General features: G+C 62.6%; 20 protein-coding genes. 5 read left to right on the forward strand and 15 right to left on the reverse strand.

The window, feature by feature from the left end:
- Positions 1 to 58: 58 nt before the first annotated feature.
- A complete protein-coding gene (locus OHJ17_RS18545) occupies positions 59 to 1,396 on the reverse strand; it encodes an aspartate aminotransferase family protein (protein WP_004214933.1) in 1,338 nt (445 codons plus the stop codon).
- A gap of 180 nt (positions 1,397 to 1,576) precedes the next feature.
- Here OHJ17_RS18545 and OHJ17_RS18550 point away from each other — a divergent pair, with 180 nt between their 5' ends.
- Positions 1,577 to 2,341, forward strand: coding sequence for an SDR family NAD(P)-dependent oxidoreductase (locus tag OHJ17_RS18550; RefSeq protein WP_004176941.1), 765 nt, complete (start codon positions 1,577 to 1,579; stop codon positions 2,339 to 2,341).
- Positions 2,342 to 2,394: 53 nt separating this feature from the next.
- Here OHJ17_RS18550 and OHJ17_RS18555 read toward each other — a convergent pair whose 3' ends face one another.
- From OHJ17_RS18555 to OHJ17_RS18570, 4 genes are read right to left on the reverse strand one after another with little or no spacing between them, the layout of a single operon-like run.
- Positions 2,395 to 3,156, reverse strand: a complete 762-nt coding sequence (locus tag OHJ17_RS18555; RefSeq protein ID WP_004151676.1) for an amino acid ABC transporter ATP-binding protein — start codon at positions 3,154 to 3,156, stop codon at positions 2,395 to 2,397.
- Positions 3,149 to 3,814: an amino acid ABC transporter permease gene (locus tag OHJ17_RS18560; RefSeq protein WP_002893189.1), complete on the reverse strand. Its 666-nt coding sequence runs from the start codon at positions 3,812 to 3,814 to the stop codon at positions 3,149 to 3,151. Before OHJ17_RS18560 ends, OHJ17_RS18555 begins: the two co-directional genes overlap by 8 nt.
- 14 nt (positions 3,815 to 3,828) lie before the next feature.
- Positions 3,829 to 4,470 (reverse strand): amino acid ABC transporter permease, encoded by a 642-nt coding sequence (locus tag OHJ17_RS18565; RefSeq protein ID WP_002893187.1) that lies wholly within the window; start codon positions 4,468 to 4,470, stop codon positions 3,829 to 3,831.
- Positions 4,471 to 4,517: 47 nt separating this feature from the next.
- A complete protein-coding gene (locus OHJ17_RS18570; protein WP_032432757.1) occupies positions 4,518 to 5,369 on the reverse strand; it encodes a transporter substrate-binding domain-containing protein in 852 nt (283 codons plus the stop codon).
- A gap of 241 nt (positions 5,370 to 5,610) precedes the next feature.
- Between OHJ17_RS18570 and OHJ17_RS18575 the strand changes: the two genes are divergently transcribed.
- On the forward strand, positions 5,611 to 7,074 hold the full coding sequence (locus OHJ17_RS18575) for a MocR-like pyridoxine biosynthesis transcription factor PdxR (protein WP_023300819.1): 1,464 nt from the start codon (positions 5,611 to 5,613) through the stop codon (positions 7,072 to 7,074).
- Here the strand turns inward: OHJ17_RS18575 and OHJ17_RS18580 are convergent.
- On the reverse strand, positions 7,071 to 8,405 hold the full coding sequence (locus OHJ17_RS18580; protein ID WP_012068408.1) for an aminotransferase-like domain-containing protein: 1,335 nt from the start codon (positions 8,403 to 8,405) through the stop codon (positions 7,071 to 7,073). The two genes, OHJ17_RS18575 and OHJ17_RS18580, sit on opposite strands and share 4 nt — an antisense overlap.
- A gap of 124 nt (positions 8,406 to 8,529) precedes the next feature.
- Between OHJ17_RS18580 and OHJ17_RS18585 the strand changes: the two genes are divergently transcribed.
- Positions 8,530 to 9,438 (forward strand): DMT family transporter, encoded by a 909-nt coding sequence (locus OHJ17_RS18585; protein ID WP_025368372.1) that lies wholly within the window; start codon positions 8,530 to 8,532, stop codon positions 9,436 to 9,438.
- A 103-nt stretch (positions 9,439 to 9,541) separates the two neighbouring features.
- On the opposite strand, the gene OHJ17_RS18590 is transcribed toward OHJ17_RS18585, so the two are convergent.
- From OHJ17_RS18590 to OHJ17_RS18615, 6 genes are all read right to left on the reverse strand, one after another.
- Complete coding sequence (locus OHJ17_RS18590; protein ID WP_012068407.1) at positions 9,542 to 10,810, reverse strand: Zn-dependent hydrolase; 1,269 nt, start codon at positions 10,808 to 10,810, stop codon at positions 9,542 to 9,544.
- Between the two features lie 97 nt (positions 10,811 to 10,907).
- On the reverse strand, positions 10,908 to 11,918 hold the full coding sequence (locus OHJ17_RS18595; protein WP_004191439.1) for an ABC transporter ATP-binding protein: 1,011 nt from the start codon (positions 11,916 to 11,918) through the stop codon (positions 10,908 to 10,910).
- Positions 11,908 to 12,945: an ABC transporter ATP-binding protein gene (locus OHJ17_RS18600; protein WP_009308109.1), complete on the reverse strand. Its 1,038-nt coding sequence runs from the start codon at positions 12,943 to 12,945 to the stop codon at positions 11,908 to 11,910. The genes OHJ17_RS18595 and OHJ17_RS18600 overlap by 11 nt, the downstream gene beginning before the upstream one ends.
- A gap of 3 nt (positions 12,946 to 12,948) precedes the next feature.
- A complete protein-coding gene (locus OHJ17_RS18605; protein ID WP_004178912.1) occupies positions 12,949 to 13,842 on the reverse strand; it encodes an ABC transporter permease in 894 nt (297 codons plus the stop codon).
- Positions 13,843 to 13,844: 2 nt separating this feature from the next.
- Positions 13,845 to 14,798, reverse strand: a complete 954-nt coding sequence (locus OHJ17_RS18610) for an ABC transporter permease (protein ID WP_004178910.1) — start codon at positions 14,796 to 14,798, stop codon at positions 13,845 to 13,847.
- A gap of 18 nt (positions 14,799 to 14,816) precedes the next feature.
- Positions 14,817 to 16,484, reverse strand: coding sequence for an ABC transporter substrate-binding protein (locus OHJ17_RS18615; RefSeq protein ID WP_012068405.1), 1,668 nt, complete (start codon positions 16,482 to 16,484; stop codon positions 14,817 to 14,819).
- A gap of 326 nt (positions 16,485 to 16,810) precedes the next feature.
- On the opposite strand from OHJ17_RS18615, the gene OHJ17_RS18620 reads away from it, so the two are divergent.
- Complete coding sequence (locus tag OHJ17_RS18620) at positions 16,811 to 17,926, forward strand: YbdK family carboxylate-amine ligase (protein ID WP_032411784.1); 1,116 nt, start codon at positions 16,811 to 16,813, stop codon at positions 17,924 to 17,926.
- A gap of 47 nt (positions 17,927 to 17,973) precedes the next feature.
- Positions 17,974 to 18,693, forward strand: a complete 720-nt coding sequence (locus OHJ17_RS18625) for a phosphodiester glycosidase family protein (protein ID WP_004176956.1) — start codon at positions 17,974 to 17,976, stop codon at positions 18,691 to 18,693.
- A gap of 348 nt (positions 18,694 to 19,041) precedes the next feature.
- Here OHJ17_RS18625 and OHJ17_RS18630 read toward each other — a convergent pair whose 3' ends face one another.
- The 3 genes from OHJ17_RS18630 to OHJ17_RS18640 are packed head-to-tail and all read right to left on the reverse strand — an operon-like array spanning position 19,042 to position 26,003.
- Positions 19,042 to 22,134: an efflux RND transporter permease subunit gene (locus tag OHJ17_RS18630; protein ID WP_012068403.1), complete on the reverse strand. Its 3,093-nt coding sequence runs from the start codon at positions 22,132 to 22,134 to the stop codon at positions 19,042 to 19,044.
- A 13-nt stretch (positions 22,135 to 22,147) separates the two neighbouring features.
- Entirely contained in the window at positions 22,148 to 23,227 is a 1,080-nt protein-coding gene (locus OHJ17_RS18635; protein ID WP_012068402.1) for an efflux RND transporter periplasmic adaptor subunit, read from the reverse strand.
- A 52-nt stretch (positions 23,228 to 23,279) separates the two neighbouring features.
- On the reverse strand, positions 23,280 to 26,003 hold the full coding sequence (locus OHJ17_RS18640; protein WP_019704896.1) for a cation-transporting P-type ATPase: 2,724 nt from the start codon (positions 26,001 to 26,003) through the stop codon (positions 23,280 to 23,282).
- Positions 26,004 to 26,201: the final 198 nt, after the last annotated feature.

A 26,201-nucleotide genomic window follows, 5' to 3' on the forward strand; every position in this document is an offset into this window, starting at 1 on the left:
TCACACCCCGTAGGCCCGTGCAAGCGCGCCGCCGGGCAACAGTATCCGGCCCCCTCCCCTACTTCGCCAGGCTGGCAAAGCGAGCAAAGACCGCATCAAAAATCGCCAGCCCCTGCGCCACCTGCTCAGCAGTAATGGTGCACGGCGGCACCACGTGAATGCGGTTCTCCACCACAAAGGCCAGCAGCCCGGCTTCGGTCAGGGCCCCTTTGATCGCAGCCATGTCGGCGGCGGTCAGCGGCGTTTTTTGTTCACGGCTGCTCACCAGCTCCAGCGCCTGGAACAGGCCGCGACCGCGCACCTCGCCGATAATGGCGTGCTTCTCCGCCAGCGCCTCGAGACCGGGGCGCAGCACCTCGTTGCCGATAGAGGCCGCGTTCTCAACCACCTTCTCCTCTTTCATCGCGTCGATGGTGGCGACAATCGCCGCCATCGCCAGCGGATGGCCGGAGTAGGTCAGCCCCCCGGCAAAGAAGTGATCGTCAAAGTAGCGGGCAATCGGCTCGCTAATCAGCACCCCGCCCGCCGGCACGTAGCCGGCGTTAACCCCCTTGGCAAAGGTCACCAGATCCGGCACCACGCCATCCTGCTCGAACGCGAACCAGCTGCCGGTGCGGCCAAAGCCGGCCATCACCTCATCGAGGATCAGCACGATGCCAAACTCGTCGGCCAGGGCGCGCACGCCCTGCATATAGCCTGCCGGCGGCACGAGGATCCCGGCGGTGCCGGGGATGGACTCCAGCAGGATCGCCGCGATGGCCGTCGGCCCCTCGCATTCAATGATCCGCCGCAGATGCGCCAGCGCGCGCTGGCACTCCTCTTCCTCAGTCGCGGCGTTGAACTCGCTGCGGTAAAGGTAGGGGTTGAAGAAGTGAACGTGGCCGCGGGAGAACTCATTCGGCACCCGGCGCCAGTCGCCGGTAGCGGCGATCGCGCTGCCGGTGTTGCCATGATAGGAACGATAGGCCGACAGCACCTTGTCGCGCCCGGTATAGAGCCGCGCCATGCGAATCGCGTTCTCATTGGCATCCGCCCCGGCGTTAGTGAAGAACACCTTACTGAAGCCCGCCGGCGCCAGGTCGACGATGCGCTTCGCCGCTTCGCCGCGGGCAAGGTTGGCGGTGGCGGGCGCGATGGTGACCAGGGTCTCCAGCTGCGACTTCATGGCCGCCAATACCCGGGGGTGCTGATAGCCAATGTTGACGTTCACCAGCTGGCTGCTGAAATCGAGCCAGGTGTTCCCCTCATAATCCCATAGCTCGCAGCCTTGCGCCCCGGCGATGACCAGCGGGTTGAGATTGCCCTGCATCGACCATGAATGAAACACATAGGCGCGATCTAATTGCCGAACTTCGTCATTGCTTACCGCGACCTCGTTGTGAATTGCCAGCTTCATACCCTGCCCTCTCTCATGTCGTAGTGGTTGGCTTCATCATTGGCCTTGGCCGCGCAAATCGGATAGAGCCAGTGCGCGCATAACGATGTGACACGGTGTCACATCCCCGCCCGTCGTCTGGCCCTGTGCCTTGTCGTCCGGCGTTTTTATAGTGAAGGGACAACCGCACAGGAGAATGAGATGGCAACGAGCAACGTAGTGTTTATCACCGGGGCGACCTCGGGTTTTGGCGAAGCGGCAGCGCAGGTGTTTGCCGACGCGGGCTGGTCGCTGGTGCTGAGCGGGCGCCGCTATCCGCGACTGAAGGCCTTGCAGGACAGACTCGCCGCCAGGGTGCCGGTGCATATTATTGAGCTTGACGTTCGTGACAGCGAGGCGGTGGCTGCCGCCGTGGCGTCGCTGCCCGCCGATTTCGCCGATATCACCACCCTGATCAACAACGCCGGGCTGGCGCTGTCGCCGCTGCCGGCGCAGGAGGTGGCGCTGGAGGACTGGAAAACGATGATCGACACCAACGTCACCGGTCTGGTGACAGTCACTCACGCCCTGCTGCCGACGCTGATCCGCCATGGCGCCGGGGCGAGTATTATCAATATCGGCTCGATCGCCGGGCAGTGGCCCTATCCCGGCAGCCATGTGTATGGCGCCAGCAAGGCGTTTGTGAAGCAGTTCAGCTATAACCTGCGCTGCGATCTGCTTGGCACCGGCGTGCGGGTCACCGATCTGGCGCCGGGGATTGCCGAGACCGAATTTACCCTGGTGCGAACCAAAGGCGACCAGGCGGCATCGGATAAGCTCTATCGCGGCACCACGCCGCTGAGCGCGCGCGATATCGCCGAGCAGATGTTTTATATCGCCACGCTGCCGGCGCATATGAACATTAACCGGGTGGAGGTGATGCCGGTGCGTCAGGCGTGGCAGCCGTTCGCTATCGACCGGGATTAAGCGAAACCCGACGCATCCCCTGTCGGCGCTGCCGGCAGGGAATGCAGGCCGGACTAACGGCTGCTTTGCAGAAACTGCCTGACGCGTTCGGAGTCAGGCTGAGTGAAGAACTTCTCCGGCGGCGCCTTCTCAATCAGCAGTCCCTTCTCCAGAAACACCACCTCATTGGACACCTGGCGGGCAAAATCCATCTCGTGGGTCACCACCACCATGGTGTAGCCCTCGGCGGCAAGGGCTTTCATTACCCCCAACACCTCATTAACCAGCTCCGGATCCAGCGCCGACGTCGGTTCATCGAAGAGAATAACTTCCGGCGACATCGCCAGCGAACGAGCGATCGCCACCCGCTGCTTCTGCCCGCCGGAGAGAGTGATCGGGTAAACATCGGCTTTGTGCGCCATGCCCACTTTCTCCAGCTGCTGCATGGCCATGGCCTTCGCCTCGTCTCGTTTCATGCCCTTAACGCGCAGCAGCGCCTCGCTGACGTTCTGCTGCACGGTCAGATGCGGCCACAGGTTAAAACTCTGAAAGACCATCCCCACCCGCTCGCGGATTTTGGCCAGCTGGCGGTGCGACATCGCCCGGCCGCGCTGTTCATCAATCCCCAGCCGCTGACCGCCGATATGAATTTCACCGCGGTCCGGCTGTTCCAGCCAGTTCATACAGCGCAGCAGGGTGGATTTTCCCGACCCGGACGAGCCGAGAATACTCACCACGGTCCCCTTCTCCACCGTCAGGTTAATATCCCGCAGGACTTCCACATTATCGAACTGTTTGGAGACGTTTTTGACGCTTACGGCAATAGACTCAGGCATGGCTCATTCCTCTTTTGGCTCCCCAGGCGGTCAGGCGCTTAATCAGCAGCTCCAGTAGAATGCTGATCGCCCAGTAAAGCCCAATGGCGACGATAAAGGCGTTAAACGGAATAAAATAGGTCGCCTGGACGCTGTTGGCGGCGGCGGTGATCTCCTGAACGGTAATAATGCTCAGGAAAGCGGTGTCCTTCAGGCAAATAATCAGCTGATTGCCGATCAGCGGTAAGGCGGAAGAGACGATATTGGGTAAAATAATCCGCCGAAAAATGGCATAGCGAGAAAAGCCCTGAGCAATTGCCGCTTCAATATATCCGCCGGAAAATACCCGCCGCTGGCTGCGCAATATTTCAAAGAAATAGGCGCCATGATAAATAATCAGGGCCAGTAAACCGGCGGTCCACGGCTCCATGCTAATACCGAGCTGCGGCAGTCCGTAATACAGAAGATAAGCGAGGATCAAAAAAGGGATCGCGCGCATCAGGCTGACGAAACCAATAATAATCCGGTTAATCACTTTCTTTTGATATTCGCTAAAATAACACAGCGCAATACCGATAATCAGCGCCGCCAGGGCGGCGGTAATAAACAGTTCGAGGGTCGCGAATAACCCGGCAATAAAGCTATCGCGAACCGACCAGATAACGCCCCACTGATTCATAATGCCTCCCGTTCCTAGCGCGCCAGACGCCTGGCTTTACGTTCCGCGATACCCTGCAGCTTCAACAAACAGCCGATGATCGCCACATACAGCAGGCCGGCGGCGAGGATCGGCGACAGCGGCTCGTAGGTGACCGAGGAGATACGGTTGGTGACCCGGGTGAGATCCACCACGCCAATCACGGCGATCGCCGGGCTACCTTTGATCAAAAAGGACATCTCATTGACCAGCGCCGGCAGGCTCTCGATCCACATCTGCGGCAGCATGATGTAGCGGAAGTAGGTCCAGCGGCGCATCCCTACCGACTCCGCCGCCTCCCGCTGTTCGCGCGGAAAGGTGCGGAAGGCATTGCGCCAGATCTCAGCGTTAAACGCCGACGTGTTAAGCGTCAGCGCCACGATGGCGGCCACGTTCTTGTCGAGGTTAATGCCCATCGTGGGCAGGGAAAGGAACAGAAATAGCACCAGCGTCACCAGCGGCGTCGCGCGGGCCAGACTGATATAGACCACCAGCAGCTGGTCGATCACCGGCAGGCGCAGCATCCGTACCAGGGCGATCAGCAGGCCAGCCACCACCCCGAAGGCGATAGCGATGGCCGAAATCCAGAGGGTCGTCCATGCGCCTTCGATTAATAACTGCCAGGAAATTGCATCCATGAGGCCCTCCTTCTCAGCAACAGGCGGCGGTCGCCCGCCGCGGAATATTACAGTCCGGCGAGTTTGTGAAACTGTTCCGGGCTGGTGATCGCCTCGGTCGGCAGGTTGTCATAGGTTTCGCCGAACCATTTTTTCTGCAGTTCGGCGAGCTTGCCGGTCTCCTTCATGTGGTTCATAAACCTGGTCATATAGGCCAGCAGCTGCGGCGAGTTTTTCGGGATCGGCCACGCCATATACCCCGGTCCGGAGACGGCCAGCCCTTTGGCGAAGACCTTCGGTTTGGCTTTCGCCAGGTCGTTTACCGAGATCACCACGTTAATCACGTAATCCAGTCGCTTGTTCGCCAGGTCGGCGTAGGCTTCCGGATAGGAGGGATACTCCACCACCGGCCCCAGATTGCCGCCGGTCTTCTCCAGCATCGCCTTCAGCTCCGGCAAACGCGCCAGCAGCGCGCTCCCGGCCTGTACCCCCACTTTTTTGCCGCTGAGATCGGCAATGGTATTTAGCGAGGTATCGCCAGCGCGTTTGACGAAATAGTGCTGCGCGGAGGCCCACGGTGGGGTGAAATCAAAGACCTTCAGCCGCTCATCGGTAATAACCGCCCCGGTTAAGGCCATATCGTATTGCCCGGTGGAGACAGCCGCTAATAATCCGGTCCACGGTAATATGCTCTGGTCGACATGGAATTTTGCGTACTTACGTAATTCCTCAAGCATATCTTTGTTAAAGCCATCAGCCTGGCCATTATTCATAAAGTTAAACGGCGCATAATCATCTTCCGTCGCCACTTTCAAGGTGCCGGATTTTTCTATTTCCGGAAGATCGGCCGCGACGGCGTGATAAGAAAAAGCGACCGTTAATACAGCGCTCAGACACATTGATGCCAATGATTTTTTCATTATTTCACCCCTGATGGATTGGCCAGACGGGTTCATTCCAGAACGCGAAAAGGTTTCTGCAAAATAGTGGCCGGGGACGTTCCAGTCCACGGCGGCTGAATACGTTTTTAATGTGGGAGCGTTTTTCAATTCCGTATAGAGCCAGATGAACCGCATCGCTGTGTCAGATGGCGGCAGGGTGGTATGGAATTTGCTGAGTGTAACGGGTGGTCGCAATGCGTTATTGCCAGAGGAGCCCCGTATGATCCGTCACCTGTTACACGTTGATTTTCAGCCTGGCCGCGGTTTGCAGGAACAGGTGCGAGAGACGCTGGTGAATGCCATTCTCAGCGGGATCTTCGCCGCCGACACCCCGCTGCCCTCCTGTCGCCAGTTGGCCAGCCAGCTTCGCGTCTCGCGCAACACCACCGCGCTGGTGTTTGAAAGTCTGGTCAACGAGGGCTACCTGATTAGCCGCCCACGCAGCGGTTACTACCTGCATCCCGACTATCATGAAGCTTCGCCTGCCGCCGTCGAGAGTGCACCGCAGCGCGAAGCCGCTGCACCACGCTGGGGCGACCGGCTGCAGATGACCCCCAGCCAGCAGGAGTCGATCCTCAAACCGGCGGGCTGGATGCACTACCGCTACCCGTTTATCTACGGCCAGCCCGATACCCGGCAATTCCCGCTGGCCACCTGGCGCTCGGCGGCGAACTGGCTGCACGGCGGGGTGCGCGACCCGGCCTGGGTCATCGACCATATTGACCAGGATGTGCCGATGCTGATCGAGCAGATCCGCACCCGGGTGCTGCCCAAGCGCGGCATTGTCGCCGCGCCGGATGAAATTCTCATCACCCTTGGCTCGCAAAATGCCCTCTACCTGCTGACCCGACTGCTGCTCTCTTCCACCACCCGCATTGGCGTCGAAAACCCCTGCTTCCGCGAAGCCATCAACACCTTTCTGCTCGCCGACGCCGAGGTGGTGCCGCACCCGGTGGATGAAGAGGGGATCGTGCTTAATGAGCGTCCCTGCGATTACTACTATGTCACTCCAGGCCATCAGGTGCCCACCGGGGTGACCATGAGCAGTGCGCGGCGTCGCCAGCTGCTGGAGCATGCCGCCCGCCATGACGCGGTCATTATTGAAGATGATTATGACTCGGAGAGTAACTTTACCCTCAACCCGCTGCCGGCGCTGAAGGCCAGCGATCGCAGCGGCCGGGTGGTGTATGTCAGCAGCCTGTCAAAAGCGCTGTCACCGGGGTTGCGGTTGGGGTTTATGGTCGCCGACCCGGACCTGATCGACGAGGCGCGCGCCCTGCGCCGGCTGGTCTATCGCCATCCGCCGACCAACATTCAGTACCAGATGGCCCACTTCCTTGCCCAGGGCCATTATGAAACCCATCTGCGGCGCTACCACTTTGACTCCGCCCAGCGCTGGGAGCGTCTGCACGCCGCCCTGCAGCGCTATCTGCCGTCGTGTCGCGCGCTGGCGGGGAGCGAACATGCTAACGCCTTCTGGCTGCAGACCCCGGCGCAGATCAACACCCAGCAGCTCACCTGGCGCGCCGCCCACGCCGGCGTGCTGATTGAGCCCGGGGCGCGCCATTTTCTCAGCGCCGCGCCGCCGGATAACTATTTTCGCATGGGATTCCACGCCATTAACCCCGACGCCATCGCCCAGGGGGTGGAGGTCCTGCGCGGCCAGCTGGAGCAGATGGGTTAGCGGTATTGTTCATACTCAACGGCGTCGCGCACGCTGAGCAGCGCCGGGCGCAGGCTGTCGAAAGGCACCGATCCGAGCGCAATGCGCAGCGCCTGCGGGATCGTGGCGGAGACGCAGAACGGCTCGGCGGTCGATACCGAAATGCGGCGTTCCATCAGCGCATTCGCCAGCCGATCGGCCCGGCTCTCTTCACCCAGCGGCAGCCAGACGAAGTACGAATCGGGATGACTGACGACGGGAAGCCCACAAAGCACCTCGCGGGCCACCTGCTGTCGCTGTCGCGCATCCTGGCGTTTCTGCGTTTCAAAGCGCGCCACCGTGCCATCTTCAATCCAGGCGCAGATCAGCGAACTTATCAGCGTCGGCGTATTCCACGTCGTGGCCCGGATGGCGCGCTCAATCTCCGGGCGATAGCGCGGCGGAGAAATCACCACGCCCACGCGCAGTCCGGTGGCGATATTTTTTGAAAATCCGGTGACATACACCGTTCTTTCCGGCGCATAGCTGACCACCGGCGGCGGCGGATGGCTCACCAGCCGGGCGTAGGCGGCATCTTCAATAATCAGCAGGTCGTGCTGGCGCGCGAGATCGGCCAGCGCCTGCCGCTGACCGGTGTTGAGCACCCAGCCCAGCGGATTGTGCAGCGTCGGCATGGTATACACCGCCCGCACCCGCCGCTGCTGGCACAGGGTATGAAGCGCCTGCAGGTCCGGTCCCTCCGGTCGACAGGGGATCGCCGCCAGCTCCAGATGATACAGCGCCGCCAGAGCCTTGAAGCCCGAATAGGTCAGCGCATCCACCGCCACCACATCCCCCGGACGTAACAGCCCCATGACGGTCACCGCCAGCCCGTGCTGTGCGCCGTTGACGATCAGGACATTTTCCGCGTCCGGCGCAAAGTGCTGGCAGGTCAAATGGCGGGCGATAATGTCCCGCTCGGCAAGCCGCCCGGCGTGAGGCTGATAGCGCAGATGCGAGTCAATATCGCCCGCCATCGCCAGCTGCCTGAGCGCCTCGCGCAGCGCATCGCCCTGCTCCGGCAGCGAAGGGTAGTTGAAATTGAGATCCACGACATCGGCGGCGACCACCTGCTGATCGACCCCGTGCCCCGGCGGCAGCGAGAGGTCGCGCACGAAGGTGCCGCGGCCGGTTTCGCCGCTGACCAGCCCCATCTCTTCCAGTTCACGGTAGACGCGCGTGGCGGTGGCCAGCGAGATGCGCTCCCCGGCGGCAAGGGTACGGTGCGTCGGCAGACGGCTGCCTGCGGGCAGCTGCCCGCTGCGGATCGCCTGCGCATATCGATCGACAACGGCTTTATATCGGGCTTTCATCGCGAAATGTATCTATGACAATAATTTGATTGTATTAGATTGGGCACATTACCATCGCCGCTGACGATGCTCAAGCGGGCGAAGCCCAATCAGATAACGCGAGGTTAACGTGGTAGATTCAACACTGGATAAATCGGCGCCCGGCCCCTGGTCCGGATGGCTTCATGGTTTACTGGGGGTGATCATTTTCAGCGGTTCGCTGCCCGCGACGCGGCTGGCGGTGCAGGATATGGATCCGTTGTTATTGACCTTTCTGCGCGCCTCTATCGCCGGGCTGCTTGCCATCGCGCTGCTGGTGGGCTTTCGCCAGAAACGCCCGCGCCTGGCGCAGCTTGTGTCCCTGATCATCGTCTCATCCGGGGTGGTGCTCGGCTTTCCGCTACTCACGGCGCTGGCCCTGCAGCGCATCACCTCGGCGCATTCGATTGTGTTTATTGGCCTGCTGCCGCTGATGACCGCCCTCTTTGGCGTACTGCGCGGCGGCGAACGCCCGCGGCGGGCTTTCTGGATCTTTTCGCTGCTGGGCAGCCTGCTGGTGGTGGGATTCGCCCTGACGCAAAATGCGGCGGCCTCGCTCAGCGGCGATCTGCTGATGCTGGCGGCGGTTATCGTCTGCGGCCTCGGCTATGCGGAAGGGGCGAAGCTGACGCGGGAGCTCGGCGGCTGGCAGGTGATCTGCTGGGCGCTGGTGATTGCCCTGCCGTTGATGCTCCCCGCCTCGCTGCTGGTTCAGCCCGCCTCCTGGCATGCCATCTCGGCCTCCTCCTGGGTCGCGCTCGGCTATGTGTCGCTGTTCAGCATGCTGATCGGCTTCATCTTCTGGTACAAAGGGCTGGCCGCGGGCGGGATCGCCGCCGTCGGCCAGCTCCAGCTATTGCAGCCGTTCTTCGGGCTTGGCCTGTCGGCGGCGCTGTTGCACGAAACCGTCAGCCCCTTGATGCTGGCGGTCACGCTGGGCGTGGTGCTGTGCGTGGTGGGCTCGCGCAAATTTGGCCGTCAGCGGGTTGTCGCAGGGAGCGGGAGCCGTGATTGACCGCCCCGTCATCCGCCGTCCCGGGTCGCGGCGGCGTAACCGCCTTACCCGGGTGACAGCATGATAAACGGCTGGAGGACGCGCCGCCGGGGAGGACGACCGTCTACACCGGCCGCGCGTACTGAAGCATCACCTGCAGCAGCACGTTGGCCCCGGCGGCGACGTGCTCCGGCGAGGCATACTCAATTTCGTTATGGCTGATCCCGTCCTTGCAGGGGATAAAAATCATCCCGGTGGGCGCCAGGTAGCTCATATACACTGCGTCATGCCCGGCGCCGGAGACGATCGGCCTCGCCGGATAGCCCAGCCGCTGCGCGGCATCGGCAATGGCCTGCTGGCATTCAGCATCGAACGGCGCCGCCGGATAGTGGCTTACCTGCTTCAGGGCCACCTGCAGACCGCTCTCCCGCTCAACCTCCGCTATAAACGCCCGCAGCTGGCGATCCATCTCGTCCACCAGCGCATCGCTGAGATTGCGCATATCAATGGAGAAGGTGACCTCCCCTGGCACCACGTTGCGGCTGTTGGGCCACACCTGCACGCTGCCGACGGTGCCGCGTCCCTCTTCGCTGCGCCCGGCAATGGCCACCACTTCCTGCATAATGCGGGTCGCCACCTGCAGGGCATCCTGACGCAGGCGCATCGGCGTGGGTCCGGCGTGCGAGGCCTGGCCGGTGACCACGCAGTCGTACCAGCGGATCCCCAGCACGCCCTGCACGATACCGATGGTTTTCGCTTCATCTTCGAGAATCGGCCCCTGCTCAATGTGCGCCTCAAAATAGGCGCCGATGGGATGGTCCCCCGGGGTCTGCTCGCCGATATAGCCGATCTGCGCCAGCGCCTCGCCGACGCTGACACCCTCTTTATCCGTGACGGCCCAGGTCTCTTCCAGCGGGAAGACGCCGGCAAAGACCCCGGAGCCCATCATCACCGGTACAAAGCGCGACCCCTCTTCGTTGGTCCAGAACACCACCTCAATCGGCGCGTCGGTGTCAATCTGCAGATCGTTGAGCGTGCGCACCACCTCCAGCGCCGCCAGCACGCCGTAGTTGCCGTCAAATTTGCCGCCGGTGGGCTGGGTGTCAATATGGCTGCCGGAGACGATGGGCGGCAGGCCGGGGTTGCGGCCTTCCCGGCGCATAAACACATTGCCGATTTTATCGATGGTGACGCTCATCCCGGCCTCCCGCGCCCAGCCTATTACCTTGTCCCGCCCCTGGCGGTCGAGGTCGGTGAGGGTCAGACGGCGGCAGCCGCCCTTCGGCGTGGCGCCGATCTGCGCGAGATCCATTAACGACGCCCACAGGCGGTCGCCATTGATGCGCCAGCCGGTGGTGTCGGTCGCGGGGGTAAAAAGTACATCACTGCTCATGGTAGTCTCCTGACATCAAGGTCGCCGCCAGCGTAACCGGCGGTGGGAATGCGCTATCAACGCCTGGTCTTCATCCTGTATGGTTTTTTGCCGCCGATCAGACGGCCAGGGCCTGGGCGTTAGCGTCAATCGCCAGCTCGCGCCAGCGGTGGCAACTCACCGCGTGGCGCTCCGCGACGGATTCCGTCGGCGGCAGACTCTGCTCACAGACCGGGCGACGGTGCGGGCAGCGCTCGGCAAAGGCGCAGCCGGGCGGCAAGCGCGCCAGATCCGGCGGCGCGCCGGGAATGCAGTGCAGGGCATCACCTTTCTTAAGCCCCTCTTTCGGCCGACTGCCCAGCAGCACCTGGGTATAAGGATGGCGCGGGTGGCGCAGGATCTCGCTCATCGACGCTTCCTCGACGATCCGCCCGGCGTACATCACCGCCACCCGGTCGGCGATCTCCACCGCGGCGCCGATATCGTGGGTCACAAACACGATCGACAGCCCGCGCTGCTTTTGCTGCTCGCGCAGCAGGATCAGGATCTGGATTTGCACCGTGGCGTCGAGGGCGGTGGTCGGCTCATCCGCCAGCAGCAGCTGCGGGTTACAGGAGAGCGCAAGGGCGATCATCGCCCGCTGGCGCATTCCGCCGGACATCTCGTGCGGGTAAGCATCCAGCCGCCGCTCGGGGCTGGGAATGCGCACCTGGCGCAGGGCCTCCAGCGCCCTGTCCCGGGCCGCCTGGCGCGACAGCCCTTCGTGGCGGCGCAACCCTTCAATAATCTGCTGCCCGACGGTGTAGACCGGATCGAAGGCCAGCAGCGGCTCCTGAAAAATCATCGCGCAGCGTCCGCCGCGATAGCGCCGCAGCTGGCTGGCGCTCATCGTCAGCACCTCGTCGTCCCCCACCTGCAGGGTGCCGGAGAGCTCACTGCTCCCTGGCGGGTGCAGGCGCATCAGCGCCCGCAGGGTCACGCTCTTGCCGGAACCCGACTCGCCAATCAGCGCCATCACCTCCCCCTTTTGTACCTCAAAGGAGACCCCGTTGACCGCGTTGATGGTCTGTCCGTCGCGGCGAAAGACGACCCGCAGGTCGCGCACATGGACAAAGGCGTTATCCGACATGGCTGACCTCCTTAAGGGGGATGCTTTGATGCCAGGGCGAGGCCGGCTGCGCCATCAGGCAGGCGCTCTGGTGCCCCTCCCCGACCGCCTCCAGCTGCGGTTTCACTTCGGCGCAGACCGCCTTCGCATGCGGGCAGCGGGTGTGAAAGCGGCAGCCGCTCGGCGGCGCTATGGGGCTGGGGGGATCGCCGCTTAGCGGCGAGGTCAGGGTGCGGTTTTCCGGGTCCATGGAGGGCATCGAGCTTAACAGCGCCCGGGTATAGGGGTGGGCGGAGGCGGTAAACAGCTGCTCCGCCGGGCCAATCTCCACCACTTCGCCAAGGTACATGACGAGGATCCGATCCGACAGCCAGCGAACCACGTGCAGATCGTGGCTGATGAACACGTAGGTCAGCTCAAGAGTCCGTTTTAGCTCCTGCAGCAGCTGCAGCACCTGGGCTTCCACCGATTTATCCAGCGCCGACACTGCCTCATCGAGGATCACCAGCCGCGGCTTCATCGCCAGCGCGCGGGCGATATTCACCCGCTGCCGCTGGCCGCCGGAGAGCGCATGCGGGTAGCGGTCGGCAAAGCGCGCCGGCTCAAGGCCAACGTGCGCCAGCAGATAGCGGGCATATTCGCTGGCCTCTCTGGCGCTGACGCCGTGGACGCGCTGGCCGAAGGCGATGCTCTCCTCCATGGTCAGGCGCGGATTGAGCGAAGCATAGCTATCCTGGAAGACCATCTGCACCTGGCGACGGTAGGCTTTCAGCGGCAGACGTGACGAGCCGACCCCCTGTCCGTCGAAGATCAGTTCGCCGCTGTCCTGGGTGAGCAACTGCATCAGCAGCCGGGCGGTGGTCGATTTGCCGCAGCCCGACTCGCCGACCACCCCCAGGGTTTCGCCTTTCATCACCGTGAAGCTGATATCGTCCACCGCCTGCACCACCTCCCGGCCTTTGCCGCCGCGAAAGTACTTCAGCAGGTGATTGACCTTCAGCAGCGGCTGCGCCGGCCCGCCAAGGTCGATATTGATAAAGGGTTGCATCGCTTACTCCTTAATCGCCATTGCCGCACGCAGGCGGTCCGCGAGGATATTGAACGAAATGGAGGTGATAAAAATCATCAGGCCCGGCAGGGCGGCCACCCACGGCTGGGTATAGATTGCCGTGCGCAGCGTATTGAGCATCAGCCCCCACTCGGGCTCCGGCGGCCGCACGCCGAGGCCGAGAAACGACAGGCCGGAGGCGAGGATCATGCACACCGAAATCAGCCCGGTGGAGAAGACGAAGATCGGCCCGAGCACGTTGCCCAACACCTGGACGCGGATAATGGTCAACGCGCTGGCGCCAGTGGCCCGGGCGGCGTCGATATAGTCCATATGCCGCACCTGGGCGGTCACGCTCTCGGCAATCCGCGCCACCTGCGGGACAAACACGAGGGTCAGCGACAACAGCGCATTGCCGATGCCCGCCCCCAACGCTCCCGACAGCGCAATCGCCAGCAGGACGGAGGGAAAGGCATAGAACACATCCACGGTGCGCATAATCACGGTATTGGTTTTGCCGCCCGTATAGCCGGCGATAATCCCGATGGCCCCGCCGATAAAAAAGGCGAACACCACCGGGACAATTCCCATAAACAGCGACAGTCGGGTGCCAAGGATCAGCCGCGACAGCATGTCGCGTCCCAGCTCATCCGAGCCCAGCGGGAAGCCATCGCTGCCGATGGGTTTCAGGCGCAGGAACATCGACGTTTGATAGGGATCTTTGACGATAAGCCACGGACCGAACAGCGCCAGGGCCAGCAGCAGGAGGATCACCACGCCCACCACCACCCCGCCGGGGTCGCGCAGTAGGCGGCGCAGCACGCCGCGCCAGTAACCTTGCCGGGTAGCGTGGGCCGCTGCGGCCGGGACCGCTTTCGTCGTTGCCGTATCCACCATGGTCAGCTCCTCTTAATACGCGGATCGAGGGTGGTCTGCAGAATATCCACCAGCAGGTTGAGCAGCACGAAAAACAGCGCCAGCACCCAGATGGTGCCCTGCAGCAGGGGCAGGTCGCGCTGAAAAATGGCGGTATTGAGCAGCAATCCGGTTCCCGGCCAGGAGAAAACGGTCTCCACAAGGATCGAGCCGCCCATCAGATAGCCCACCTGCAGCCCCATCACCGCCAGCGCGGTGGGCGCGGCATTTTTCATGACATGGACAAAGATGCGCGACTCGTTGAGCCCGCGGGCGCGCAGGCCAACGATAAACTCCTGGCTGAGGATATCGGCCACCTGCGAGCGCACGGTGCGGGCGATAATCCCGGTCGGGATCACCGACAGGGTGAGGGCCGGCAGCAGCATGAACTGCAGGTGCGCCCAGTCCCATTGCCAGCCCACCTCGCCTATCGGCCCGCCGCCGGTGGCCGGCAGCAGCGCGAACTTGACGCTGCAGAGGATCACCAGCAGCATCCCCAGCCAGTAGTGCGGCACGCTGACGCCAAACACCGACAATACCGAGGCCAGACGGTCAATGACGCTGTTGCGAAAATAGCCAGCGACAAAGCCGAACAGGCTGCCGAGGACAAAACCGATCGCCGTCGCCAGCAGCGCCAGGCGCAGAGAGTAAGCCACCGCGGTCATCACTTCGTCTATCACCGGGCGGCCGGTGGCGACCGACATACCAAGGTCGCCGTGCAGCGCCCGCCACAGCCAGTGGATAAACTGCAGGGGCAGCGGCTTATCAAAGCCGTAAGCCTGCATTAATGTCTGACGCAGCGCCTCCGAGGCGTCCGGCGGCATCACCGACACCAGCGGGTCGCCCGGGGCGATCTGCACCAGCATGAAACAGATCACCGCCACCCCCAGCATGGTGGGGATAGCCAGCAGAATGCGGTATAGCAGCGTATTGATCATCGGTCGCCCCTTTCGCGATTACTCTTTTTTGCTCACCAGGCTGAGGTCGATAAACCAGCTCTGCGGTTGCACCACCCCGGTCACCGCAGGGGAAATCGCACGCGGCCCGACGTCGTGGGCGACAAACAGGAATGGCACCTGATCCACCAGCGCGGCGTGCAACTCACCGGCCGCTTTGTTCATCTCCGCCGGGGTAAAGGCGTGCTTGACGGCGGCGGCCAGCTTCTCCGTCTCCGGCGTGGAAAAGTAACCCCAGTTGGTCGCCACCGGCGGAAACGCTTTGGCCGTCGAGAAGCGGATCAGGCCAAAGTAAGGATCGTTAACCGCGGCGCTGACGTTGATCGCATCGATCCCTTTCGCCGAGGGGTCCCGGGCGCCCAGGCGCCAGTTGGTAAACAGGGTGTTCCATTCCACCACTTTGATATCCACATTGAAGAAGCAGCTCTTCAGGCTCTGCTGGATATACTCGTTCATCGGCAAGGGCTGCATCTGCCCGGAGCCGGAGGCCGAGGTAGCCACCGTGACGTGCAGCGGTTTGCTGGCACTGTATCCGGCCTCGGTCATTAGCTGGCGGGCGACGTCCGGGTCATATTTGATCTGGAAGGTGGGTTTGCCATGCCACGGGCTGTCAGCCTCGTAGACCCCAGTGGCCTCGGTCATATAGCCGCCGAGGTAGCTCTTCAGCTCAGCACGGTTCAGACACAAGTTGGCCGCTTTGCGCACGCGGATGTCCTGCCACGGCGATCCTTTTTCAAAGGAGAACTGCCAGGGCCACAGATGCGGCTGGGTGTTGGCGTAGAGGTGAAAACCCTGAGACTTGATCTGATCGATGGCGTCCGGCGCCGGGGCTTCAATCCAGTCCACCTGCTTCGACAACAGCGCCGCGGTACGGGCGTTGGCCTCCGGCAAGGGGATCAGCACCACTTTATCCACCCGGGGAATGCGATCTTTGTTCCAGTAGTCGGGGTTTTTATCGAGGATCAGCTGCTGACGCGGCACCAGCTTCTCCAGTTTGAACGGGCCGCTACCCACCGCGTGGGCGGCGAAGGCGGTCCACGCCTGTTTGCTGCGCGCGGCGCTATCTCCCACGCTGGCCGGCACCGCGTCATACTGCTTCTGCCACGCCGTCGGCGAGACGATAAACAGGTTGGTGATGTTGTACGGCAGCAGCGCATCCGGTTCCGAGGTGGTCAGCGCCACGGTGTGGTCGTCAATTTTCTCTGCGCCGGTGAGGGTCGGCATGCGCGACAGGGTGTTGCCGATCTGACCCGGGGCGTACTGCGGCGCCGCTTTATTCAGTACCTTATCCACGTTCCAGACGATGGCGTCGGCGTTCACCTCCGTCCCATCATGAAACTTCACCCCCGGACGCAGGGTGAAAATCCAGCGGCTGGTATTCTGCGGATCGATGTGCCACTCGGTCGCCAGCCCCGGCACCAGACCGCTGGGCTTTTCACCTTGCGACAGATCCCACTCCACCAGCGCGTCGTACAGCGGGATGCCGGTAAAGCGGTTGCCCTCATAGCCTTGATCCGGCTGGCCAAGGGTTAATGGAATATCCGCGGCGGTCATGGCGATCCGCAGCGTGGAGGCGTTGGCAGGTAAGGCGGCGCCCGCCAGGGCCAGTGCGCCGCTCACCGCCACGGCGAGACGACCGGCACGCGAAAATAACGTCTTTTTGTGCATCACATGATCCCTGTTAAATAAAATGTCACGGATTAACAGGCAAAATGCGTACCAGCTCTTACGCGGACGAAAATAGGTCAAAACCGACCGGTAAAATAAGAATGACTTATATTATCACCATGATAATTATGGGAAAATAATTGCGCCTTATTCCGCCGCACCGCCAGCGGGAAATATGTTGCAGAATTGCACCAGCCGCTATATGGCAAATTTCAAATAATCACTCTGCGTCACTTTTTATTCATCCCCCGTCCACCGCCGCCGCGTATTCTCCGTCGGGATCAATCCCTTCTATACTTCAGGGAACACATCGACCGGGAGAGACTATGCCTTTAGCCGATTTTCACCGCTCCGATCCTTTTACCCTCGGTATCGAACTGGAGCTGCAGGTGGTGAACCCGCCGGGTTACGATCTCAGCCAGGATGCCTCGACGCTGATTGCCGACGTCCAGCATGAGCTGACCGTGGGAGAAGCCAAACACGACATCACCGAGAGCATGCTGGAGATCGCCACCGGGGTGTGCCGCGACATCAGCCATGCGCAAATCCAGCTCAGCGCCATCCAGCAGGCGGTCCAGCGCGCGGCGCTGCGCCATCATCTGCAGATCTGCGGCGGGGGTTCCCACCCCTTTCATGCCTGGCAGCGCCAGCAAATCAGCGATAACCCGCGCTATGTCAAAACCGTCGAGCATTTTGGCTATCTGGCGCAGCAGGCGACGGTCTTTGGCCAGCATGTGCACGTCGGCTGCCAGAGCGGCGACGACGCCATCTATCTGCTGCATGGCCTGTCGCGCTTTGTACCGCACTTCATCGCCCTTAACGCCGCCTCGCCGTGGTTTGACAGCACCGACAGCCGCTTCGCCTGTTCACGCCTGAACCGCTTCTCCTCCTATCCCGACAACGGTCCGATGCCGTGGGTGGCCGACTGGCAGGGGTTTCGTCGCCTGTTCCGCCAGCTGAGCTACACCAGCATGATCGACAGCATGAAGGATCTGCACTGGGATATTCGTCCCAGCCCGCAGTTTGGTACCGTCGAGGTGCGGGTGATGGACACCCCCTTGACCCTTGCCCAGGCGATCCACATCGCCGGCTTTATTCAGACCCTGGCCTGCTGGCTGTTGACGGAGCGTCCTTTTAAGCACCAGCCTGATGATTATCTGCTGTACCCCTTTAACCGCTATCAGGCCTGCCGCTACGGGCTGGACGGGACCCTCACCGACGTGCGCAGCGGGGAGCAGCGCAGCATCCGCCAGGAGATCCTGCAGCTCGCCGACCGGCTGGCCCCTTTCGCCCATCAGCTGAAGGCGACGGCAGCGCTGGAGGCGGTGGTTCGCCAGGCGAAATCGCCGCACAACGAGGCGCAGCAGATGCGCGACTTTATCGCCAACGGCGGTTCGCTTTCCGGGCTGGTGCAAAAACACTGTGAGATTTGGGCGGCATAAGGCAGCGAGGCGGGTATACTCGGCGCAGACTATAGAAAGGACTGCCCATGTTATTACGTTGCCTGCTCCCTCTGGCGCTGCTGCCCCTGGCCGCCGTCGCCAGCGCCGCCTGTACCCTCACCGACCCGACGCTGACCCTGCAGAGCTATCGGGTGGATGCGCAGAAAGAGCGCATTGCGATGTACTGGCAGGATCGGCACGGCAAAGCCTGGGGTTCCCTGCGTTCGCTGCTGGCGGGTATCGATGGCGACGGCCGGGTGCAGATGGCGATGAACGGCGGCATTTACGATAAGGCCTACGCGCCGCTGGGGCTGTATATCGAAGACGGCAAACGGCTGACGCCGGTCAACCGCTCCGCCGGCGGCGGGAACTTCTTTATCCGCCCCGGCGGCGTATTCCTGGTGGAAAACGGCCGGGCGAAAATCGTGCCGCTGCCGGCGTACAAACCCTCTCCCGCCATCCGCTATGCGGTGCAGTCCGGCCCGATGCTGATTGAAAATGGCGTCATCAACTGGCGACTGAAGCCCTCCGCCAGTTCGCGCAAGCTGCGCAACGGGGTTGGTATCGATAAGCAGGGCCGGGTGGTGTTTATGCTCAGCGATCGCGAGACCAACTTTTACGATTTTGCCTGCTATGCGCAGTCAAAGCTTGGCGTGCGGCAGATGCTTTATCTCGACGGCACCCTGTCGAAGATGTACCGCAAAGGCGGCAGCGTGCCGTGGCAGTATCATCCGTTCGTGACCATGATAACGGTGGAGAGAAAATAGCGGGCGCGTTTGGGGGCGGCCATACCAGCCACGAGAGTGAATAAATTAACGACAGGCCGGGCAAGGTATTGCCGCCGTGCCCGATGTCCTTGCCCGGTGGCGCTGCGCTTACCGGGCCTACAGAGTCTGTTCGCTATGGTGTGGCTCCTGAAATCTACGGGCGTGCAGCAGGGCTGATTCCCGCTGAAATCGGCGAACCGGAGGTCGGCAGATAAGGCGGGGCTCACGCCCAAACGCAACGTGAACGCAAAACCCACCCTCACCCTACCCCTCTTCCAAAGGGAGAGGGGACCGCCCGGTAGTCGTTGCAGCCTGGAGTATCCCCGTTACCGACCGGTAGCGCCGCGCTTACCCCCGCCGATGCGCCCACTCGCGCATACGCTGAAACAGTACATACAGCGACGGGATAAACAGGATGCCAACCATCGTCGCCACCAGCATCCCGCTGAATACCGTGGTGCCGATGATCCGCCGGCTCTGCGCCCCGGCGCCGGTGGCGAGCATCATCGGCATAATGCCGATAATAAACGACACCGCGGTCATCATTACCGCGCGGAAGCGGCGGGTAGCCCCCTCGCGCGCAGCGTCGACTATCGACAGCCCCTCCTCGCGCCGGCTGCGGGCGAACTCAACGATCAGAATCGCATTCTTCGCCGCCAGGGCGATCAGCAGCACCAGCCCTATCTGAACATACACATCGTTGGCATAGCCCGCGGTCCACAGCCAGAGCAGCGCTCCGCCGATGGCGAACAGCACCGAGAGCATGACGCTCGCCGGCAGCGTCCAGCTCTCATACTGCGCCACCAGGAACAGCCACGCCATCGCCACCGCCGCCAGCACGATCCACACCGCCTGATTGCCGGTCTGCTGCTCCTGCCAGGAGATCCCGCTCCAGGCATAGTCATATCCCGGCGGCAGATGGGCCTGCAAAATCTGCTCCATGGCCGCCATCGCCGTGCGGCTGCTGACCCCCTCGGCCGCTGAACCGCTCACCGACACGGACGGGAACTGATTGTACTGCTGAATAAACGGCGCCCCCACCGTCGGCGTAATGGTGACCAGATTGCTCAGCCGCACCCGCTCGCCGTCGCGGCTGCGGACGTACAGCTCGCTAATCTGCTCTGCCCGCTCGCGCCACTGCATCTCATTTTGCATCACCACATGATAGACACGATTGTTACGGCTGAAATCGCCGGCGCGCGTGCCGCCGAACGCCGTCTGCAGGCTGCTGAAGATCTGCGCCACCGGCACATCCAGCAGCGCCGCCCGGTCGCGGTGGACCGTCAGGGTCAGCTGCGGCACGTTGCTGCTCCAGGTGGTAAACACCCGGCTCAGCTGCGGATACTGGTTCGCCAGCTGGAGGATCTCCCGCGTCACCTGCTCCAGCTCCGCCGACGACTGACCGGCCTGCGCCAGGATGCGCAGATCAAACCCCGAGGCATTGCCCAGGCCCGGCAGGGTCGGCGGCGCGAAGGTCATGATCGTCGCCTCCGGTAGCGACAGCAGCTGGCGCTGAATATCCGCCATCACCGCATCCAGCGGCGGCCGCTGATGCCAGTCCTTGAGCATTACCGAGATAAACCCGCCGTTAGAGGCGCTGGTGCCGTTGAGAATGTTGAACCCGGACACCTGAATCACATCCTCCACCGCCGGGTTAGCCATCAGCAGTTTACGCGCCTGGGCCATCACCGCTTCGGTACGCTCCAGCGACGCCGCCTCCGGCAGCTGCACGCTGGCAAACAGGTAACCCTGATCTTCCTGCGGCAGGAAGCCTTTCGGCATCGAGGTGAAGCTGAACGCCACCAGCGCGCCTGCCGCCACCGTCGCCGCCAGCGCCAGCCAGGGACGGCGGTTCATCCAGCCTACCAGCCGGCCATAGCCGTCGCGGGTGCCGTCGAGAAGACGGTTAAACGCCCGCCACACCGCCGCCGGCCGGGCAGGACGCGGGCGCAGCAGCAGCGCGCAGAGGGCCGGCGTCAGGGTTAGCGCCACCAGGCTCGACAGGGCCACCGCGGTGGAGAGCGTCACGGCAAACTGCCGGTACAGCTCGCCGACGATCCCCGGGAGCAGCGCCACCGGCACAAACACCGCCAGCAGCACCAGGGTCGTGGCGATCACCGGCCCGGCGATCTGCCGCAGCGCCTGGGCGGTGGCCTGCAGGCGATCCAGCCCTTCCGCCATTTTGGTTTCCACATTCTCCACCACCACAATGGCGTCATCCACCACCATCGTCAGGGCGAGAATGATCGCGAACAGGCTGAGGGTGTTGGCGCTGTAGCCCAGCAGATAGAGCACCGCAAAGGTGCCGATCAGTGACACCGGGATCGCCAGCACTACGATCAGCGTCGCCCGCCAGCTCTGCAAAAATAGCGACACCACCACGACCACCGCCAGCAGGGTCAGCGCCAGCGAGACGCCGATCTCTTTGATCGTCGCCGCCACAAAGCGGGTGGTATCGAACTTCACCTCCCAGGTGAGATCCGCCGGAAAGCGAGTGTGCAGGCGGTTAAGCTCCGCACGCACTGCGCTGGCGACCTGCAGGGCGTTGGCGGTGGGCGTCGGATAGATCCCCAGATAGGCCGACGCTTTACCGTTCAGCTGGGCGCCGGAGCTGTAGCTGCGGGCGCCCAGCTCAATGGTCGCTACGTCGGCGAGGCGCACCAGCTGCCCCTGCGCGCCGCGGCGGATAATAATCTCGCCAAAGCTGGCCGCCTCGTTCAGACGCCCCAGCCCGTTGATGGTCAGCGTCTGCTGCTGGCCGTTAAATACCGGCGGGGTGCCCACCTGCCCCGCCGCGCCCTGCACATTCTGCTCGCGCAGCGCCTGGGCGACATCATCCGTGGTGATGTTGAGCGCGTTCATGCGGTCCGGGCGCAGCCAGATGCGCATACTGTAATCCCGGGCGCCAAACATCTGCACCTCGCCGACGCCGGGCAGGCGGGCCAGCGCCTCGCGCACCTGGGTGCTGGCGTAGTTGCTGACAAACAGCGGCGACAGCGTGCCCAGCGGCGAGTAGAGGCTTACCCCCATAAGCAGATTGCTGGCGCGCTTGCGCACCTGGACGCCATTCTGCTGCACCTCCGCCGGGAGCTGCGCCAGCGCCTGCGCCACCCGGTTTTGCACGTCGATCGCCGCCAGGTCGGCATCGGTGCCCGCCGCGAAGGTTATGCTCAGGCGGTACGTCCCCTCATCCGAGCTGGTGGACTCCATATACAGCATATGATCGACGCCGTTGAGCTGGGTCTCCAGCGGGGCGGCGATGGCTTCCGCCACGTCTGACGCGCTGGCGCCCGGCCAGCTGGCGCTGACGTTCACCACCGGGGGGGTGATCGCCGGGTACTGCTCCACCGGGATCAGCTTCAGCGACACCGCGCCGACAAAGGTCAGCAGCAGCGCGATCACCATGGCAAATCGCGGACGACGGATAAAAAAGGTCAGCATCCCTTCTCCTTAGCTAGTTCAGCACCTGCACCGCAGCGCCTTCGCGCAACCGCTGCGCGCCGTCGGTGATCACCTGCTCGCCCGCCTGCAGCCCTTTCTCGACCGCAAACTGCTGCCCCTGCTGCCCCGCGAGGGTCAGACGACGCTGCCCGGCGGTGTGGTCCGGCTTCAGCACCCAGCTGAAAAAGCCCTGCGGATCCTGCTGCACGGCGGCGGCCGGGACCATCACTCGCGACGGCAGTTCCTGCGGACGGAACAGGATCGTCACGCTGCCGCCCGGCAGCAGACGGTGCTGCGGATTGGCAAACTCGGCCCGCACCGCTACGCTGCCGGTGCGGGCGTCGATCCGGTTATCGATAGAGGTCAACACCCCGTCGCGCCGTTTACCATCAACCTCAATCTGCGCCAGCCACGCCTGCTTCAGAGCGTGGATATCGGCGTGCTGGCCGGTTTTGCTGAAAAACGCGGCTTCGTCGAGGGCGAACGAGACCCGCACCGGATCCAACTGCACAATGTCCACCAGCACGCCGCTGGACGAATTGACCAGCGTCCCGACGTGAAAGGCGCTATGGCCCACGCGACCGGTCACCGGCGCCGCAATCCGGGTGTAGCTGAGCACAATCTGCTGGGCCTCGACGCGGGCTTTGGCCTGCTGTACGGCAGCGGCGGCGACGTCGCGCTGCATCCGGGCCGTATCGACGTCGTTGCGGCTGATGGAGTGATTGTTGATAAGCCGCTCGTAGCGAGTGAGCAACTGCTGCGACTGACGTAATGAGGCTTCGGCGCTTTTCAGCTCGGCCTGCGCCAGAGCCAGCGCCGCGCGGGGCTGCGCGTCGTCGAGGGTAAACAGCAGGTCGCCTTCGGTAACATACTGCCCGTCCTGGAAGTGGCGCTGAACAATCACCCCTTCGGTGCGCGCGCGAATGTCGACGGCGCGGATCGCCTCGACCCGCCCGGGGATAGCGCGTTCTTCAGCATGAGGAGCCAGTTCAACCGTGGCGACGCGGACCGGCACCGCCGGCGCGGCGGTCGCCGTCAGGGCGCCGCCGACCAGACCGCAGGCCAGCAGAGCAAAGCGGAAGGTTTTAATCATAGAGGATCCTTGCGACAGTAACGCGCGCCTGCAGCGAGGCGCGCGAGATTGTTCAGGCCGTTTTGCGGAACCGGCGCGTCAGACGCTTCTCGATTTCCACCACCAGGAACATGGCGACGCCGATGACCAGAGTGACAAACCAGTAGCGCAGCGGCAGCGCTTCCGTACCAAACATGCTTTGCATCAGCGGGACATAGATAATGACCAGCTGCATCAGCAGCAGGACGCCGGTCACCAGCCAGATGCCTTTGTTGCGCAGCAGACCCATGCTCAGGGAGAAACTGTCGCTGCTGCGGCAGTTGATCATGTAGACCCACTGCGCCGTCACCAGCATCTGCAGCAGCACGGTGCGGATAAACTCCGGACTGTGGCCGCGCGGCGCCAGCCAGGCCTCAAGGATAAAGGCGGCAATCGCGATCATCGACCCGACGAAAGCCACTCGCCACACGGCGAAACCATCCATCACATGCTGGCCGGTTTTACGCGGCGGACGGTTCATCACGTTGCGCTCTGCGGCCTCAAAGGCCAGGCCGAAGGAGAGCGTCGCCGACGTCGCCATGTTCATCCACAGGATCAGCACCGGGGTCAGCGGAATAATGTTCCCCGCCAGCAGGGCGATGATGATCAGCAGCCCCTGCGCCAGGTTGGTCGGCATGATGAAGAGGATGGTCTTCTTCAGGTTGTCATAGACCCGACGGCCCTCTTTTACCGAGCTGGCGATGGTCGCGAAGTTATCATCGGTCAACACCATGTCGGCCGCCTCTTTGGTGACTTCGGTGCCTTTGATACCCATGGCGATACCCACGTCGGCCTGGCGCAGCGCCGGCGCGTCGTTAACGCCGTCGCCGGTCATGCCGACCACTTCGCCGTTATCCTGCAGGGCTTTAACCAGGCGCAGCTTATGCTCCGGGCTGGTACGGGCAAAGATGTCGTACTCCACCGCCGCCTTCGCCAGCGCCGCATCGTCCATGTGCTCCAGCTGGTAGCCGGTCATGGCCTGGCTGCTGTTGGTGATCCCCAGCATCTGGCCGATGCTCATCGCCGTCTGCGGGTGGTCGCCGGTGATCATTTTCACGCGTATGCCGGCGGTCTGGCAGGCGTGGATGGCGTCAATGGCTTCCGGACGCGGGGGATCCATCATCCCGGCGATGCCGAGGAAAATCAGTCCCTCCTGCAGGTCCTCATGGTTGAGGGTGGTGGCATCAAGGCTGGCCGGCTTACAGGCCGCCGCCACCATCCGCAGTCCCTGACGGGCGAAGCGCGCCATCTCCTCTTCCCAGTACTGCGCCTCGAACGGCACCGCGCCGTGGCGGCTCATCTGCTCGCGGCACATGGCGAAGATAACGTCCGGCGCACCGGTGATCAGCACCCGGGCATTGCCATCGATGTGCTGCAGGGTCGACATATATTTGTACTGCGAGTCAAAGGGGATCTTGGCCACCAGACGGGCCTCCACCGCCGGGAGCTGCGCTTTCGCCGCCAGCACTTTAAGCGCCCCTTCGGTCGGCCCGCCGGTGATCCCCCACAGACCGCGCTCATCCTGGGTAAGCTGGCTGTCGTTACACAGGTCGATGGTGCGCAGCCAGGTCTCCAGCACGGTGCCGGGCTGAACCTGCACGGGCTCATCGCTCCCCTCGAGGAAGATCCGCCCCTGCGGCTCGTAGCTGTCGCCTTCCACCCGATAGCAGCAGTCGGCGGTGATGATCGCTTTGACGGTCATTTCGTTCATCGTCAGGGTGCCGGTTTTATCCGAGCAGACCACGGTCATGGCGCCGAGGGTTTCCACGGTCGGCAGCTTACGAATAATCGCCCGCTTGCGCGCCATCGTCTGCACGCCGAGCGACAGAATAATCGAGATGATCGCCGGCAGTCCTTCCGGTACCGCGGCTACCGCCAGGCTAATCAGCGACAGCAGCAGCTCGCCCATCGGGATATCCCGCAGCGCGAGGCTGAAGATAAACAGCGCCACCATCATGGCGAGAATAATGGCGAAAATCGCTTTGCCGAGCTTATCCATCTGCACCAGCAGCGGGGTACGGTGCTTCTCAATACCCGCCATCATCTGGTTGATATGGCCGAGTTCGGTCTGCGCGCCGGTGGCGGTCACCACGCCGACGCCGCCGCCGGCGCTGACGGTGGTCCCGGAAAAGACCATGTTCACCCGGTCGCCCAGCGGCAGATCGCCCTCCAGCGCGTCGGTGATTTTATCCACCACCGTCGACTCGCCGGTGAGGATCGCCTCTTCCACTCGCAGGTTGTGGGTTTCAATCAGGCGCATATCCGCCGGCACGCGGTCGCCGGCGCGCAGGATAACGATATCCCCCGGAACCAGGTCGCGCGTCGGGATAGTCTCATGCTTGCCGTTACGCTGGACGCGGGCATCGCTGGAGAGCATGTTGCGGATCCCCTGCAGCGATTTTTCGGCGTTGCTCTCCTGGATATGACCGATCAGGGCGTTAATCACCGTCACGCCGAGGATCACCAGGGTATCGACCCAGTGCCCCATGATGGCGGTCAGCGCCGCGGCGGCCAGCAGCACGTAAATCAGTACGTCGTTAAAGTGGGCGAGAAAGCGCAGCCAGCCCGGTTTGCCTTTCTTTTCCGGCAGCGCGTTCGGCCCACAGGTATTCAGGCGCTCGGCGGCGTCTGCGGAACTTAACCCAGCGGCCTGGCTTTTGGTCTGCGCCAGCACTGCGTCAACGGTCTGCTGCCAGACCTGCCGTGGCGCGGTGTCGCCCGAGGGCGTCGTAAACTTTGGGTTATTCATCTTGGTCAATTTACATTTTCCTTATAAATTCCGTGAGTCGGAAAGCCTGAAATCATTCCTGGCCAATGAAGTAAAAGAGGGCAAAAATGCCGATAAAAATGTGAACCAATACAAGTCTAAATTTTTCGCAAAATAAAATTTTTGTGATAAGTTAATTCCACAAACCAACTATTACAGAATATTAATAAACCAAAACTAAACGAGGTA

Source organism: Klebsiella sp. KP20-425-1 (assembly GCF_025813515.1).
Lineage (GTDB): Bacteria > Pseudomonadota > Gammaproteobacteria > Enterobacterales > Enterobacteriaceae > Klebsiella > Klebsiella pneumoniae.